This window comes from Streptococcus infantis (assembly GCF_000960085.1).
Classification (GTDB): Bacteria; Bacillota; Bacilli; order Lactobacillales; family Streptococcaceae; genus Streptococcus; species Streptococcus infantis_C.
The window spans coordinates 22,017-37,717 of the sequence record NZ_JYGT01000006.1; the positions used below are offsets into that span (position 1 = coordinate 22,017).

14 protein-coding genes are annotated in these 15,701 nt (G+C 42.1%); 5 read left to right on the forward strand and 9 right to left on the reverse strand.

Translation table 11 applies throughout. From position 1 onward, the window contains the following. Positions 1-281: 281 nt before the first annotated feature. The 4 genes from adhP to TZ94_RS02290 all read left to right on the forward strand — a co-directional run bounded on the left by adhP (position 282) and on the right by TZ94_RS02290 (position 4,483). Positions 282-1,301: an alcohol dehydrogenase AdhP gene (gene adhP, locus TZ94_RS02275; protein WP_045613766.1), complete on the forward strand. Its 1,020-nt coding sequence runs from the start codon at positions 282-284 to the stop codon at positions 1,299-1,301. Between the two features lie 424 nt (positions 1,302-1,725). Continuing rightward, on the forward strand, positions 1,726-2,715 hold the full coding sequence (locus TZ94_RS02280; protein ID WP_045613768.1) for a PTS sugar transporter subunit IIB: 990 nt from the start codon (positions 1,726-1,728) through the stop codon (positions 2,713-2,715). Positions 2,716-2,744: 29 nt separating this feature from the next. Further along, on the forward strand, positions 2,745-3,557 hold the full coding sequence (locus tag TZ94_RS02285; RefSeq protein ID WP_045613769.1) for a PTS mannose/fructose/sorbose transporter subunit IIC: 813 nt from the start codon (positions 2,745-2,747) through the stop codon (positions 3,555-3,557). 14 nt (positions 3,558-3,571) lie between these two features. Continuing rightward, positions 3,572-4,483, forward strand: coding sequence for a PTS system mannose/fructose/sorbose family transporter subunit IID (locus TZ94_RS02290; RefSeq protein WP_006149277.1), 912 nt, complete (start codon positions 3,572-3,574; stop codon positions 4,481-4,483). 64 nt (positions 4,484-4,547) lie between these two features. On the opposite strand, the gene pepC is transcribed toward TZ94_RS02290, so the two are convergent. The 9 genes from pepC to leuS all read right to left on the reverse strand — a co-directional run bounded on the left by pepC (position 4,548) and on the right by leuS (position 14,426). Then, complete coding sequence (pepC, locus tag TZ94_RS02295; protein ID WP_045613770.1) at positions 4,548-5,882, reverse strand: aminopeptidase C; 1,335 nt, start codon at positions 5,880-5,882, stop codon at positions 4,548-4,550. A gap of 120 nt (positions 5,883-6,002) precedes the next feature. Beyond that, the gene (locus TZ94_RS02305) at positions 6,003-6,725 is read right to left on the reverse strand and encodes a pseudouridine synthase (protein WP_045613772.1); all 723 of its coding nucleotides are present in this window, start codon (positions 6,723-6,725) and stop codon (positions 6,003-6,005) included. Between the two features lie 164 nt (positions 6,726-6,889). Continuing rightward, positions 6,890-7,462, reverse strand: a complete 573-nt coding sequence (locus TZ94_RS02310) for a nucleotidyltransferase family protein (protein ID WP_045613773.1) — start codon at positions 7,460-7,462, stop codon at positions 6,890-6,892. Further along, a complete protein-coding gene (ruvB, locus tag TZ94_RS02315; protein ID WP_071788248.1) occupies positions 7,443-8,441 on the reverse strand; it encodes a Holliday junction branch migration DNA helicase RuvB in 999 nt (332 codons plus the stop codon). Before ruvB ends, TZ94_RS02310 begins: the two co-directional genes overlap by 20 nt. A 166-nt stretch (positions 8,442-8,607) precedes the next feature. Then, positions 8,608-9,462, reverse strand: coding sequence for an ABC transporter permease (locus TZ94_RS02320; RefSeq protein ID WP_045613774.1), 855 nt, complete (start codon positions 9,460-9,462; stop codon positions 8,608-8,610). After that, positions 9,462-10,325, reverse strand: coding sequence for an ABC transporter ATP-binding protein (locus tag TZ94_RS02325; RefSeq protein ID WP_045613775.1), 864 nt, complete (start codon positions 10,323-10,325; stop codon positions 9,462-9,464). The genes TZ94_RS02320 and TZ94_RS02325 overlap by 1 nt, the downstream gene beginning before the upstream one ends. Before the next feature lie 276 nt (positions 10,326-10,601). Further along, positions 10,602-11,024, reverse strand: a complete 423-nt coding sequence (locus TZ94_RS02330; RefSeq protein ID WP_045613776.1) for a GNAT family N-acetyltransferase — start codon at positions 11,022-11,024, stop codon at positions 10,602-10,604. 11 nt (positions 11,025-11,035) lie between these two features. Further along, positions 11,036-11,728, reverse strand: a complete 693-nt coding sequence (locus tag TZ94_RS02335; protein ID WP_045613777.1) for a GNAT family N-acetyltransferase — start codon at positions 11,726-11,728, stop codon at positions 11,036-11,038. Positions 11,729-11,924: 196 nt separating this feature from the next. Continuing rightward, the gene (gene leuS, locus TZ94_RS02340; protein ID WP_045613778.1) at positions 11,925-14,426 is read right to left on the reverse strand and encodes a leucine--tRNA ligase; all 2,502 of its coding nucleotides are present in this window, start codon (positions 14,424-14,426) and stop codon (positions 11,925-11,927) included. 239 nt (positions 14,427-14,665) lie between these two features. Between leuS and TZ94_RS02345 the strand changes: the two genes are divergently transcribed. Beyond that, positions 14,666-15,682 carry an NAD(P)H-dependent glycerol-3-phosphate dehydrogenase gene (locus TZ94_RS02345; protein WP_045613780.1) on the forward strand — a complete coding sequence of 339 codons (1,017 nt, stop codon included), beginning with the start codon at positions 14,666-14,668 and terminating at the stop codon, positions 15,680-15,682. The last annotated feature ends 19 nt before the right edge of the window (positions 15,683-15,701 follow it).

Genomic DNA, 15,701 nt, shown 5'->3' on the forward strand with positions numbered 1-15,701 from the left:
TGCTGGTAATTTTGGGAAGTCGATGTATGTCAAACTTTTCTCATATTTATAGGTATTCCTTCTCTAATACTCCAATATTTATTGTTCAATTTTCACAGTCTTATCAACCGGTTAAGCGATTACATAGTTTTTTACATAAAAACCATTGTACTATAGTAAATATTGTGATATACTTCACATGTAAAAATATGAGAGGGCAGTTTAAATCTGACTTCCTTGAAAAATTTTCAAGCAAAGCCCCTTTACCTCTGCGCCTCAATAAATCATCAAGGAGGATAGCTATGAAAGCTGTTGTTGTAAATCCAGAAGGTACTGGTGTTGCTATTGAAGAAAAAGTGCTCCGTCCACTCGAAACTGGGGAAGCTCTTGTAGAAGTTGAATACTGTGGTGTCTGCCACACTGACCTCCACGTTGCCCATAGTGACTTTGGTAAAGTTCCAGGACGCGTTCTCGGTCACGAAGGTATCGGTATTGTCAAAGAAGTCGCTCCTGATGTTAAAAGCTTAAAAGTTGGCGACCGTGTCAGCGTTGCTTGGTTCTTTGAAGGTTGTGGTATGTGTGAATACTGTACAACCGGTCGTGAGACTCTTTGCCGTTCCGTAAAAAATGCGGGCTACTCAGTTGACGGCGGTATGGCTGAACAATGTATCGTAACTGCAGATTATGCTGTTAAGGTTCCAGAAGGTCTTGATCCAGCCCAAGCTTCTTCAATCACTTGTGCCGGTGTTACTACCTACAAAGCAATCAAAGAAGCAAAAGTTGAGCCAGGTCAGTGGGTTGTTCTCTATGGTGCCGGGGGGCTTGGTAACTTGGCTGTCCAATACGCTAAAAAAGTATTCAACGCACACGTTATCGCAGTTGACATCAACAACGATAAACTTGCCCTAGCTAAAGAAGTTGGTGCAGATATCGTAATTAACGGTCTTGAAGTCGAAGATGTTCCAGGACTCATCAAAGAAAAGACAAACGGTGGTGCTCACTCAGCTGTCGTAACAGCTGTATCAAAAGTTGCCTTCAACCAAGCAGTTGACTCTGTTCGTGCAGGTGGTCGAGTAGTTGCTGTTGGTCTCCCATCTGAAATGATGGACCTAAGCATCGTCAAAACAGTTCTTGACGGTATCCAAGTTATTGGTTCACTCGTTGGAACTCGTAAAGACTTGGAAGAAGCCTTCCAGTTTGGCGCAGAAGGACTCGTTGTACCAGTCGTTCAAAAACGCCCTGTGGAAGATGCTATTGCTGTCTTTGATGAAATGGCAGCTGGAACCATCCAAGGTCGTATGGTTCTAGATTTTACTCATTAAGATAAAAAAATAAGTACAAAATCGAGGTAGGGATTAAAACCCCACCTCTTTTTTATTCGCAGAGAAATTTTGACATAACCACTATCCAATCGAGATAAGTTTTTTAACACCCAAAACTCTATCAATGAAAACCTCATTTGCCCTATCCACACTCTTCAAGCAACTAGTGAATTATTGAGTTTCAAGGTTAGAATAAGTAAACCAAGACTCTGTTCATCGACCTTTTTATATTAAATTTTTTTATCGTTCGATAGATAGCTTCAATAAATATTGATATGTCAATATCTTTAAAAATGGATTTTTCTTTCTCTTTTTAGCATTTATTATAAGTAGTTGATTTTTTGCTGAAAACGGTTTATACTTAAAGAGTCTTAAAGTTTTCTTAAACTACAAGTCAAACAATTTATAAGGAGGAATGACAATAATGAGTATCGGAATCATTATTGCAAGTCACGGTGAATTTGCCGCGGGTATTCATCAGTCAGGATCTATGATCTTTGGTGAACAAGAAAAGGTTCAAGTTGTAACCTTTATGCCAAACGAAGGTCCAGATGATTTATACGCCAAATTTAACAATGCTGTGGCTGCATTTGACGCAGAAGATGAGGTTCTAGTCTTGGCTGACCTTTGGAGTGGTTCTCCATTTAACCAAGCAAGCCGCGTAATGGGAGAAAATCCTGAGCGTAAATTTGCCATCATCACAGGACTTAACTTGCCGATGTTGATTCAAGCCTACACAGAGCGCCTCATGGACGCGAATGCTGGAGTGGATAAAGTCGCTGCGAACATCATTAAAGAAGCCAAAGATGGCATCAAGGCTCTTCCAGAAGAGCTAAATCCAGCTGAGGAAGTTGCAACTGCTGCAGCTGCGCCTGTAGCCCAAGCTGCTATCCCAGAAGGAACTGTTATTGGAGACGGTAAATTGAAAATCAACCTTGCCCGTCTTGACACACGTCTTCTTCACGGACAAGTCGCAACTGCTTGGACACCAGATTCAAAAGCAGACCGTATCATCGTTGCTTCAGATAACGTTGCAAACGACGATCTTCGTAAAGAATTGATCAAACAAGCTGCTCCTAACGGAGTGAAGGCTAACGTTGTACCAATCAAAAAATTGATTGAGGTTGCAAAAGACCCTCGTTTTGGTGAAACACACGCCCTTATCTTGTTTGAAACACCTCAAGATGCCCTTCGTGCTATCGAAGGCGGTGTACCAATCAAGACTCTTAACGTTGGATCAATGGCTCACTCAACTGGTAAAACAATGGTCAATAACGTATTGTCAATGGACAAAGACGACGTTGCTACATTTGAAAAAATGCGTGACCTTGGTGTTGAATTTGACGTACGTAAAGTACCAAACGACACGAAAAAAGATTTGTTTGACTTGATTAGCAAAGCTAACGTTCAATAATTAACATTAAATAGAAAAGGAATAAAACCATGTCAGATATTTCAATCATTTCTGCTATCTTGGTTGTAGTTGTTGCCTTCTTCGCAGGTCTTGAAGGTATCCTCGACCAATTCCAATTCCATCAACCAATCGTTGCATGTACCCTCATCGGTCTTGTAACTGGTAACCTCGAAGCAGGGGTTATGCTTGGTGGATCACTTCAAATGATTGCCCTTGGTTGGGCTAACATCGGAGCTGCCGTAGCTCCTGACGCTGCTCTTGCCTCTGTTGCTGCAGCAATCATCATGATTAAGGGTGGTAACTTTACTACTGAAGGTATCGCAGTCGCAACTGCAACTGCAATCCCTCTTGCCGTAGCTGGACTTTTCTTGACTATGATCGTTCGTACAATCTCAGTTGGTTTGGTTCACACTGCAGATGCTGCTGCTAAAGAAGGAAACATTGCAGCTGTTGAACGCGCTCACTACTTTGCCCTTATTCTTCAAGGTCTTCGTATCGCTGTTCCTGCAGCCTTCCTTATCGCTATCCCTGCTTCTGCTGTTCAAGATGCTCTTAAATTGATGCCAGACTGGTTGAACGGTGGTATGGCTGTCGGTGGTGCCATGGTCGTTGCCGTTGGTTACGCTTTGGTTATCAACATGATGGCTACTCGTGAAGTATGGCCATTCTTTGCTATCGGTTTTGCTCTTGCAGCAATCTCTCAATTGACTTTGATTGCCCTTGGTGTCATCGGTGTTGCTCTTGCCTTCATCTACCTCAACCTTTCTAAACAAGGTGGAAACGGTGGCGGAGGAGCTGCAACTTCTAACGATCCAATCGGTGATATCCTAGAAGACTACTAGAAAGGGGAACAATCATGGCTGAAAAAATTCAATTATCAAAATCAGATCGCCAAAAAGTTTGGTGGCGTTCACAATTCCTTCAAGGTTCTTGGAACTACGAACGTATGCAAAACTTGGGTTGGGCTTACTCTTTGATCCCAGCTATCAAGAAACTTTACACTAAAAAAGAAGACCAAGCAGCTGCTCTTGAGCGTCACCTTGAATTCTTCAACACTCACCCATACGTAGCTGCTCCAATCATGGGGGTTACTCTTGCACTTGAAGAAGAACGCGCTAACGGTACTGAAATCGATGACGCTGCTATCCAAGGTGTTAAGATCGGTATGATGGGACCTCTTGCTGGTATCGGTGACCCAGTCTTCTGGTTTACAGTTCGTCCTATCCTTGGTGCCCTTGGTGCATCACTTGCTGCAACTGGTAATATCGTTGGACCACTTCTCTTCTTCTTTGGATGGAATGCAATCCGTATGTCTTTCCTATGGTACACACAAGAGTTTGGTTACAAGGCTGGATCTGAAATCACTAAAGACATGTCAGGGGGTATCTTGAAAGACATCACTAAAGGAGCTTCTATCCTTGGTATGTTCATCCTTGCCGTTCTTGTACAACGTTGGGTATCCATCAACTTCACTATCAACCTTCCAGGTAAACAATTATCAGAAGGTGCCTACATCAACTTCCCAGAAGGTGCTGTTACAGGTGGAGAATTGAAGGGTATTCTTGGTCAAGCACTTAGTGGTATGAGCTTGGATAGCGTTCAACCACAAACGCTTCAAGGTCAGTTGAACTCATTGATTCCAGGATTGATGGGACTTCTCCTTACTTTCCTTTGCATGTGGTTGCTTAAGAAAAAAGTATCTCCAATCACAATCATCCTTGCCCTCTTTGCAGTTGGTATCGCAGCTCGTTTCTTCGGTATCATGTAATCTCGGTGAGAATTTACAAACAAAAAAGAATCAGGATTATCACCTGATTCTTTTTTGTATTCTTTTATTCTGCCAAGGCACCCATTGGATCCCAAGGTGCAAGCACAATTGGTTCTGCTTCATAAGCAGCTCGTTCTTCTGCTGTTAGTAATTCTTTACGGACAACAATTTGGTAAGTGTATTCGTCCATCCAAGCGTCTGAGGCAACAAAGTAACCATCTGCACCGACCTTGTCTCCCCATGAGTTTTCAACTTTCCACTTGATTGATTTACCATTTTCATCCAAATCAACACCTGTCAAGACCATTGCGTGGGTCATCAAGCTTTCGCTGTAATCCAAACGTCCTGCTTTGTCCTGAGTGAGTTGAATATCCATGCTTGATTCAAAATCATAAACATCAGTCGCAAGGATTCCGGCTTTACGGTTGCTGAGTTGGCCGACATCTGAACCAAACCAGACAGTTTCTCCTGTCTGCATTTGGGCAATCGCCAATTCTTTCAAGCGTTCCATCGGTACGTTGATGTAACGAACCGCACGGCTACCAACGACATTTCCCAACATCTCAACTGTGTAAGATTTCCCATAAGGTTTATCAGCAGTTGGAGCATTAATCACAGAAACGTAGTCTTCTAGTGGAAGGTCGACATATTTCTTGTAAAACTCTTGTGGAGTGATGCCTTTTTCGCTTTGGTAGTTATTGTCCTTATCACGATAAGCAAAGTCAAACTGACGTGGTGGAAGACCTAGTGACATAGCAAGGAAGTTAAAGATTTCTTGCAAGAGGTCTTCTTTCTTAGCTTGAACAGTCGCTTGGTCAGCACCAGAAGCCAAGAGGTCACGCAAGATTTGAGCATCTTGACGAAGCAATTTATTAAGGATGGCATTGAGCTCACGGCTACTGCTAGATGAAACAGACTCTGGATAAACAGACTTAGGTACGACACCGTATTTCTCAAAGAGAGAAACCACCATATCCCACTGACCACCATCTTGTTGTGGAGTTTGGAGCAGGAAGCTTACCTTACGGCTAGTCAAGTCTTGGTCTGCAGTCGCAATCACTTGCTCCAAGAACCAGTTAGATTTTTCATACTTGTCCCAGAAGAAGGTGTGGGCTTGTGACAATTCAAAGTTTTCCAGTTTGTATTGAGAAATGAGTTTGTGGCGGAAAGTATTAAGTGCCGCAAACATCCAGCAACGACCAGAAGCCTTCTGATTAGTGACCTTGTCCTTTGTCAAATCAAGTGAGAAAACTGGTGTGTTGTCGACATGACTTTGACGACGCTCGAGGGCTGCAAAAATTCCATTGTGGCTAGCAGCATTTTCGATAGCTTGATATTTAACATTTGCTTCATAGTTAGCAAATAATTTATCTGTAAATGATTCTTGAATCGCGTTCATAAAATCCTCCTTTTTTCTTACTGTCTATTATAACTCTTTTCACAAAGGAAGCAACCAAAAACTGAAAAAGGCAAGGATATTTTCCTCGCATTTTCCTAATATTTCATGGTGCTACTATCACTAGCTGACACTATCAAGCAAAGCTTCTAGCTCATCCTTGGTTAAACGACGCCATTCTCCACGTTTCAAATCCTCATCCAAGATCAAAGTTCCCATGGTCAGACGTTGCAAGTCCACCACTTCCTTGCCACAGTAGGTTACCATCCGTTTGACTTGGTGAAATTTTCCTTCTGCGATGGTCACTCGGACCAGACTTTGATTCTTTTCTGCATCCACAGACACAAGCTCCAGCTTGGCAGGTTGACAGGTAAAGTCCTTGAGCGGAATTCCTTGCGCAAATGTCTCAACATCTGCATCTGTCATGATTCCCTTGACCTGTGCCAGATAAGTCTTTTCCACATGGCGTTTAGGAGAAAGAAGAGCATGAGCTAGCTGGCCGTCATTGGTCAAAAGCAGGAGACCATGCGTGTCAATATCCAAGCGCCCTACTGGAAAAACTTCCTTGGTCCGAGCAATATCATCCAACAAGTCCAACACTGTTCTGTGTTTAGAATCCTCAGTCGCTGAAATGACTCCTTGGGGCTTGTTCATCATGTAGTAGACAAACTCTTCATACTCCAGCACTTGGCCATCAAAGCGAATCTCATCTCTTTCTTCATTAATCTGCAGTTTAGCTGACTTTTCTTTTTTGCCATTGACCGTCACGCGCCCAGCCTTGAGCAAGTTTTTGACTTCTGTCCGACTCCCCACAGCACAGGCAACTAAATATTTATCTAATCTCATAGGGCTATTATATCATGAAAAAGCATAGACTTAGAACAAAAAAAGCCGCCTGATTGGGCGACTTAATTTTTTATAGGGAGATTATTATGAAAAAGTTTTAGGAGTATAAGTTAAGTTCTTCTTAACTTATGAGATAAGTATACAGCTCCTATCTTAAAGTTTCCTTAAGTATTTTTAACTGTAAGATTTTTCCATTTTTCTCGCCAGTTTTTCTTGGATAAACGCTTTTGATAGAGCTTCATTCGGTCTTGATTTTCTAAAAAATGAGGAGTCGGACGAACTTGAAAGTTCAAAATATCCTCTAAACTATAAGGCACAAAGAGCTCTAAAGTTGCGTCAGCTTGCAAGCGAAGTCCTACTGCCGTGCAACGTTCAGGATATTTACTCATGGCATCGCAGGAATTTCTATACGGAGCCGTATGGGGACTATGCTGATGCATATAGACTTGATTTTTCAGCTCCCATTGATACTGGGGAAAGTCCTCTCTCAACTTGTTCTCTATAGCCAACGTTTCTTCATAACTCACATCTGGGTCAAAGAAAATCACATCCACATCCGTTTCACGGTCAAAGGCTGGTTTATCGGACAAAAGATTCCAGATAAAATTTCGGACCGAACCAGCTGCCAACCAGGAATCTTTCAATTCCAGGTCACGGATGATAGTCAGAATAGCCATCATATCATGATTTTCTCTAAAAGAATCTAAGATTTCAATCTTATTTTTCAATGTATTCATACCCTAAATGTTCATAGGCCTTAGCAGTCGCGACCCGTCCTGAACGAGTTCGCATGATAAAGCCTTTCTGGATCAGGTAAGGTTCATACATATCCTCTACCGTCTCACGCTCTTCAGCAATATTTACCGAAAGTGTTCCTAAACCGACAGGACCGCCACCGTACATTTCAATCATGGTGCGGAGAATTTTCTGGTCTACATAGTCCAAACCTTCATGGTCTACATCCAGCATGGTCAAAGCCTTATCCGTAATCACATCATTAATCAAGCCATCGCCCATAATCTGTGCAAAGTCGCGCACGCGCTTGAGAAGACGATTGGCGATACGAGGAGTCCCACGGCTACGGAGAGCTAACTCCGAAGCTGCTTCATGAGTGATTTCCATCTCAAAGATATCTGCCGTCCGCTCGACAATCTCTGTCAAGTCAGCATGTGTATAGTATTCCATGTGACCAGTGATCCCAAAACGTGCACGAAGAGGATTTGAGAGCATCCCTGCTCGTGTCGTCGCACCAATCAAGGTAAAAGGTGGTAAGTCTAGATGGACACTACGACTAGCTTCCCCTGCTCCAATCATGATGTCGATGTAGAAATCTTCCATTGCACTATAAAGCACCTCTTCTACTGACATGGGCAAGCGATGAATCTCGTCGATAAAAAGCACATCTCCTGGCTCCAAGTCATTCAAAATCGCTACCAAATCACCGGCTTTTTCGATAACAGGACCAGAAGTTTGCTTGAGATTGACTCCCAATTCATTGGCAATGACAAAAGCCATGGTTGTTTTCCCGAGACCTGGAGGACCAAACAAAAGAACATGGTCCAGCGCCTCATCACGCATTTTTGCTGCCTCGATAAAGATTTGAAGCTGATCCTTGACCTTGTCTTGTCCGATATATTCACGTAAATATTGGGGACGAAGAGTACGTTCAACCAACTCCTCATCACCCATGATTTCATTATCTAAAATTCTACTCATGTTCCTATTATAGCAAAAATCCAGCCCACAAACAAAAAAGCCACCTGATTTGGTAGCTTCTTTAGGGAGATTATTATGAAAAAGAAAAGTTTAGGATTTCTATTAAATAAAGTTAGGAGGTCTTTATTTAATATCCATATGATACAAGAGAAGACTTAAAGTTAGCTTAACCTATAAATTTTATTTTTTTGCTAGAGATTTTAACTACTACCAGCCAAAGCAGAAAAGTTAGGAGGCAGATACTCACCACTATTAAGTATGTTTCTTCCTTTGTTAAAAGGTTCTGCCAATTAAGCCGGATTCCTAATTTTTCTTGAAACTCTTCTAATAGGCTACTATTCCCCATAAATGTAGTTTCTAATTGCTCCTTCATTAAGACCTGTCTATAGAGGGAAGCAAGATAGGTAGCCGGTGTGCACTTCATGAGAACTTGAGCGAAGTTAGGAAGAATTCCCATTGGTACATAAGTTCCTACTAAAAATCCTGAAGCTGTACCTACAATGGTAGCCAATTTACCTAGACTATCTACTGACTGGAAATGGTAAACCAAGAGTGCATTTACCAATGTTGAAAGGAGACTACTTAGCAGCATGATTAAACTTATTTCAAATAGCTTACTCATAGCTGGAATTTCTTGAAAATAAAGGCTCATAACAATAAGCATAAAGGCTTGCATAACAAAGGAAATGATAAGGCTACTAATAAGATAAGACAGTTGCAAGCCCCAGCTCCCTAAGTCTGTCAAAAAGAGATCCTGATCCACTTGATTTTCACGGTCTTGTACCATCTGGGTCAAAGCTGTAAAACTGGTTGTAATCCCAGTCACAGCCAAGGTTCCACCCATCAGCCAGTTATTTAAAAGGCTCTTATTATCAGGAAGTTGGGACCAGGCATCCATCAAATTTTTCTGCAAAAAAATGATATAGAGTAGAAAGGAAATCAAAGCTCCTAGTAATGAGAAAAAGACTCCTGAACGATTACGAAAATACAACAAAAAATCACGTTTTAATAAGGCTAACATTAGCGCACCTCTCTTCCTGTAAGGGCTATGAAGGCATCATCCATAGTTCCTGGACGAAATTCAAACCCAGAAATCTTCTCACGAACTTGAGTCAAATAATCAATAGCTTCCAATTGGCTCTTAGGATAAAGACTATACTCAAACTCATTTTCCTTTTCCACAGGCATATTCTTAGGTAAGAATTTCTCCACCTGCTTATCTTTAAAACAAATTTTTAAAAGATTGGAAGCGTACTCACTTTTAATCTCAGTAGCAGAACCTTGGGCAATAACCTTTCCATGATCTATAATATAAAGTTGATCTGCCTCATCTGCTTCATCCAGATAATGAGTCGTTAAGATAATAGTCATCCCTTCATCTCTTTGTAGACGATACAATAAATCCCAAATGGATTTGCGAGTCTGAATATCTAGTCCAGTCGTAGGCTCATCTAGAAATAAAATATCGGGATTGGATAGGAGAGCCCGAGCAATGTCAACTCGACGTTTCTGTCCTCCTGATAAAGTTCCATAAAGTTGTTTCTGAAAAGCAGTCAACCCTAGTTGATTGATTAAATCTTCCACACGACCACCTTTAATCCCCTTATACTGCTGGGCTCGAATGGTTAGGTTTTCTTTGACTGTCAACTTTCCATCCAATACACCTGCTTGAAAAACAACTCCAATCCTAGTATTGGGCGCATAGATGATTTGACCATTAGTCGCTCGTTTAAGTCCGATTAACATTGAAATCGTGGTCGATTTGCCAGCCCCATTAGGTCCTAAGATTGCATTAAAACTCCCTTTTTTAAACTCTAAATTTATATTTCTAACTGCTATATGGTCTCCATACTTCTTAGTGAGGCCTTTTGCTTGTAAAATCATATTTCTTTCCTCCTTTTCACACCCTCAGTTTAACAAAAAGGAAAAAGAAAAAATATAGTTTGGTGTTATGTGGTCGAAATGGATGATTATGTGGTCAATTTTATTTTAAAATTTCTACAGGTGAACATAAAAAAAGCCACCGAATTTGGTGACTTCTTTAGGGAGATTATTATGAAAAAGAAAAGTTTAGGATTTCTATTAAATAAAGTTAGGAGGTCTTTATTTAATAACTATATGATATAAGACAATACTTAAAATTAGCTTAAGTGAAAAAAATTATTTTAAGTTTTTTCGATCCACCCAAATCATTCCTGTACAATCATAAGTAGTTAAGGTTTCAAACCCCAGAGAACGGTAAAACCCCAATGTTTTCTCTGTCTGTTCAGTCGCTAGTTGGATTTGGTAGGCATCCTTGTAGTCAGCTAAGGCTTCTTTCATCAAGTTACTACCAATTCCTTGGCGCTGATAGCTAGGTAAAACAATCAAATCCTGGACAAAAACGGATGAAAAACCGTCTCCAACCAGACGTACTAAACCAACGATTTCCTCACCATCACGGGCAAGATAAGTTGCTAGTGAGTGAGACAAGGCCTGCTCCAACATCTGTGGCTGATTGGTATAGTTTGTCCAACCAACTGCCTGATAGAGATGTAAAATATTATCTAAAGTAACAACTCCTTGCTTTCTAACGGTAATCATATCTCCACCTCTTAGAGCTCTCTTAAGTTCTTGTACTGCTGCCCATTTTTATCAAAATTTTCAGGAGTCAACCATGCTTCCAAACGAGTTTTGACTTGAGGCCAGTCCTTATCAATCATCGACAGCCAATCCGTATCTCTAGTTCGCCCCTTATAAACGACAGCCTGACGGAAGGTTCCTTCATAGACAAAGCCCAAACGTTCTGCTGCTTTTCTAGAAGGTAGATTTAATGCATCACATTTCCACTCATAACGACGATAGTTGAGCTCCTCAAAAATATAGCGAGCTAGGAGATATTGAGCCTCTGTCCCTATCCTCGTACCCTTAAGAGCAGGCGAAAAGGTGACGGCACCCACTTCTATTACTCGGTTATTCTGGTCAATGCGCATGAGAGAGAAAGTTCCCAATGCCTTACCCGTTGCCTTGTCTATTATCGCATAGTAAAAACGGTCCTTACAAGCTAACATCTGATTTAAGACGGTAACCAGTTCCTCCATATCTGCCACTGGTTCCTGAAAGAGGTAGGTCCACATCTCCCCAGGAGTATCTGGACCATAGACAGCTAGCAAATCCTCCGCATGCTTTTCCACTGAAAGAGCTTCTAGAATCGCATACTGTCCTTCTATCCGCACAAGTGAAGGCAAGACTCCAGGTGTGTCGTCTACAGGTTCACCAATCATCTGACCATATTCATTTATTGGCATAGTTTTCTCCTTGTCTCATACTTATAAGTTTAAAGATGTGAATAGTATATCACATCTCACAGATAATCTACAAAAAGTCCTCCAGAACTTAGCTCTGAAGGACTTTTAAATTTATTTCACAACAATATTTACAAGTTTGGTTGGCTTCAATAGTCCAGTGGACTATTGAAGGTGGCAGATATGGCTAATAAACTCGTTATTTAACGACAATATTAACGAGCTTGTTCGGTACCGCAATCACCTTAACGATTTCCTTGCCGTCAATTTCTGCCTTAACTTTTTCGTCAGCTAGAGCGATTTCTTGCAATTCTTCGCGTGACAGGTCTTTCGCAACCATGAGTTTAGCACGGACTTTACCTTTGATTTGGACGACGATTTCAATTTCGTCTTCAACCAATTTGCTTTCGTCCCATGTCGGCCAAGACACGTAAGAGATTGACTCCCCTGTTGCTGCCACTGTTTGCCAGAGTTCTTCTGCCAAGTGAGGCGCAAATGGAGCGATCAATTGGATAAAGCCTTTGGCGTAGTCTACATAAAGTTTATCTTCCTTGTTAGCCGCATTGACAAAGACCATGAGCTGAGCATTGGCTGTGTTGAATTTCATCGACTCGATTTGCTCTGTGACAGCTTTAACGGTTTCGTTATAAACCTTGTCTAGAGCGCCATTGTTTTCCGCAACGATTTCTTTACTTGTGATCAAACGGTAAACACGGTCAAGGAATTTACGGCTTCCTTCCAAGCCTTCTTCTGACCAAGCAATAGAAGCATCGAGTGGCCCCATGAACATTTCATAGACACGAAGGGTATCGGCACCGTATTGGTCTACCACATCGTCTGGGTTCACCACGTTCTTGAGAGATTTAGACATCTTGGCTGGTGCTTGCTCCAACTCTTCTCCTGTTTCCACATGGAAGAAGGAACCGTCACGTTTTTCAACCTTATCAGTCGCCACAAGAGCTCCACGGTGGTCACGGTAGCTTGTTCCCAAAATCATTCCTTGGTTAAAGAGTTTTTGGAATGGCTCTTTGGTTGGAACAACACCGATATCATAGAGGAATTTATGCCAGAAACGAGCGTAAAGCAAGTGAAGCACGGCGTGTTCTGCCCCACCCACGTAGATATCGACTGGCAACCATTGTTTGAGGAGATCCTCGTCAGCCAATTTCTCAGTGTTGTGTGGATCGATATAGCGGAGGTAGTACCAGCTTGAACCTGCCCATTGTGGCATAGTATTAGTTTCACGACGACCTTTAACGCCATCTTCACGAGTCACTTCAAGCCAGTCTGTCAAGTTAGCCAATGGGCTTTCACCAGTACCTGAAGGGCGGATGTCCTTGGTTACTGGCAAGACAAGTGGGAGTTCATCTTCAGGAACAGCTGTTGAAGTTCCATCTTCCCAATGAATGATTGGGATTGGTTCACCCCAGTAACGTTGACGGCTAAAGAGCCAGTCGCGAAGGCGATAAGTCACCTTCTCTTGGCCACAACCTTTTTCTTCCAACCAAGCCACAATCTTGGCAATCGCGTCTTCTTTGTTAAGCCCGTTCAAGAAGTCAGAGTTGACGTGAAGGCCATCCTCCGTGTAAGCAGCTTCTGCTACGTTTCCACCTTCCAGCACTTCCACAATTGGAAGGTCAAATTGTTTGGCAAATTCCCAGTCACGTTGGTCGTGGGCAGGTACAGCCATAACAGCACCTGTACCATAGCTAGACAAAACGTAGTCGGCAATCCAGATTGGGATTTCTTTACCATTGACAGGGTTGATGGCATAAGCACCAGTCCAAACCCCTGTTTTTTCCTTGGCAAGGTCTGTACGAGCCAAGTCTGATTTCAAGCTAGCTTGGTGTTTGTAGTCTGCTACGGCTTCAGCTTGTTCTGGACTGACGATAGCATCTACCAAATCATGCTCAGGCGCCAAGACAGTGAAGGTCGCTCCAAAAAGGGTATCTGGACGTGTCGTAAAGACGGTGAATTCCTTGTCAGTCCCTTTCACTTTGAACGTAACATTGGCACCAGTTGATTTCCCAATCCAGTTGCGTTGCATGTCCTTGATAGACTCTGGCCAGTCCAGATCATCCAAGTCATTGAGCAAGCGCTCTGCATAGGCCGTGATTTTGAGCATCCATTGGCGCATTGGTTTGCGGACAACTGGATAGCCTCCACGCTCAGAAGTTCCATCAGGAAGGACTTCTTCGTTGGCGATAGCAGTTCCTAGTTCCTCAACCCAGTTTACTGGTACCTCTGCTTCATAGGCTAAGCCTTTTTCGTAAAGCTTGGTAAAAATCCACTGCGTCCACTTGTAGTAGTTTGGATCCGTTGTGTTGACTTCACGGTCCCAGTCGTAAGAGAAACCAAGGGCGTTGATTTGGCGTTTGAAGTTGGCAATGTTTTCCTCGGTGAATTCCGCTGGGTCATTACCAGTATCCATAGCATATTGCTCTGCAGGCAAACCAAAGGCATCCCATCCCATTGGGTGAAGGACATTGTAGCCTTGCGCACGTTTGAAACGGCTGAGGATATCAGTCGCTGTGTAGCCTTCTGGGTGTCCTACGTGAAGACCCGCTCCTGAAGGGTATGGGAACATGTCAAGAGCATAAAAATTAGGTTTTGAGGCATCTGTTCCTGTCTTAAAAGTGTGATTGTCAGCCCAGTATTTTTGCCACTTAGGCTCGATTTCTTTATGATTGTAAAAACTCATGCTGTCTCTCCAATTTTCGTGATGCTCCTATTATACCATTTTTAGAAAAAATATTGTTCCTCTTTTCGTGTTTTTTATCGTTTTGACCCATGAATATTCGACTATTTTACTGTCTTTTTTTGAATTTTTTCCTATTTACATAAATATCCTGATAAAAATTTCATATTAAATAATATAGATGCATGATAGTCCTTTTTATGGTAGAATATAGGAAAGTGCTTTCTCAGAAGGAGGAAAATATGAACAAACAAACCATCGCTGTTTTAGGGCCTGGTTCTTGGGGTACTGCACTGTCACAAGTTCTTAATGACAATGGACACGAAGTGCGTATCTGGGGAAATATTCCTGACCAAATTGATGAAATTAATACACAACATACTAACAAACGCTATTTTAAGGATATTGTATTAGACGATGAAATTGTGGCCTATCATGATTTGGCAGAAGCATTGAAGGGTGTTGATGCTGTCTTGTTTGTGGTACCTACTAAGGTGACCAGATTGGTAGCTCAACAAGTGGCTGCTGTTTTGGATCATAAAGTGGTGGTCATGCATGCTTCAAAAGGTCTCGAGCCCAATAGTCACAAACGTCTTTCAACCATTCTAGAAGAAGAAATCCCTGAAGAGTTACGTAGTGAGATTGTAGTTGTATCTGGTCCTAGCCATGCAGAAGAAACGATTGTACGTGACATTACCTTGATCACGGCTGCATCCAAGGATTTACAAACTGCTCAATATGTTCAGACACTCTTTAGCAACCACTACTTCCGTCTTTATACAAATACAGATGTGATTGGAGTAGAAACAGCTGGTGCTCTTAAAAATATCATTGCCGTTGGTGCAGGAGCCCTTCATGGACTTGGCTTTGGAGACAATGCAAAGGCAGCTATTATCACGCGCGGCCTTGCAGAAATTACCCGTCTTGGTGTCAAGCTTGGTGCAAATCCGTTAACTTACAGTGGACTTTCTGGAGTTGGAGATTTGATTGTTACCGGAACTTCTATCCACTCACGTAACTGGCGTGCTGGAGATGCTCTTGGACGTGGTGAAGCCTTGGCAGATATCGAAGCCAATATGGGAATGGTCATCGAAGGAATTTCAACAACCAAAGCGGCTTACGAATTGGCACAAGAACTTGGAGTTTATATGCCAATCACCCAAGCCATCTACCAAGTTATTTATGAAAATGTTAATATTAAGGATGCCGTTGCTGAACTCATGAGTACTGAGTTCAAAGCGGAAAACGAGTGGTCATAATCACCGTTAGAAAGGATGC

Coding starts and splice junctions, on each gene's coding strand:
- adhP (WP_045613766.1), top strand. CDS start 282: ATGAAAGCTGTTGTTGTAAATCCAGAAGGTACTGGTGTTGCTATTGAA.
- TZ94_RS02280 (WP_045613768.1), top strand. CDS start 1,726: ATGAGTATCGGAATCATTATTGCAAGTCACGGTGAATTTGCCGCGGGT.
- TZ94_RS02285 (WP_045613769.1), top strand. CDS start 2,745: ATGTCAGATATTTCAATCATTTCTGCTATCTTGGTTGTAGTTGTTGCC.
- TZ94_RS02290 (WP_006149277.1), top strand. CDS start 3,572: ATGGCTGAAAAAATTCAATTATCAAAATCAGATCGCCAAAAAGTTTGG.
- pepC (WP_045613770.1), bottom strand. CDS start 5,882: ATGAACGCGATTCAAGAATCATTTACAGATAAATTATTTGCTAACTAT.
- TZ94_RS02305 (WP_045613772.1), bottom strand. CDS start 6,725: ATGAGATTAGATAAATATTTAGTTGCCTGTGCTGTGGGGAGTCGGACA.
- TZ94_RS02310 (WP_045613773.1), bottom strand. CDS start 7,462: ATGAATACATTGAAAAATAAGATTGAAATCTTAGATTCTTTTAGAGAA.
- ruvB (WP_071788248.1), bottom strand. CDS start 8,441: ATGAGTAGAATTTTAGATAATGAAATCATGGGTGATGAGGAGTTGGTT.
- TZ94_RS02320 (WP_045613774.1), bottom strand. CDS start 9,462: ATGTTAGCCTTATTAAAACGTGATTTTTTGTTGTATTTTCGTAATCGT.
- TZ94_RS02325 (WP_045613775.1), bottom strand. CDS start 10,325: ATGATTTTACAAGCAAAAGGCCTCACTAAGAAGTATGGAGACCATATA.
- TZ94_RS02330 (WP_045613776.1), bottom strand. CDS start 11,024: ATGATTACCGTTAGAAAGCAAGGAGTTGTTACTTTAGATAATATTTTA.
- TZ94_RS02335 (WP_045613777.1), bottom strand. CDS start 11,728: ATGCCAATAAATGAATATGGTCAGATGATTGGTGAACCTGTAGACGAC.
- leuS (WP_045613778.1), bottom strand. CDS start 14,426: ATGAGTTTTTACAATCATAAAGAAATCGAGCCTAAGTGGCAAAAATAC.
- TZ94_RS02345 (WP_045613780.1), top strand. CDS start 14,666: ATGAACAAACAAACCATCGCTGTTTTAGGGCCTGGTTCTTGGGGTACT.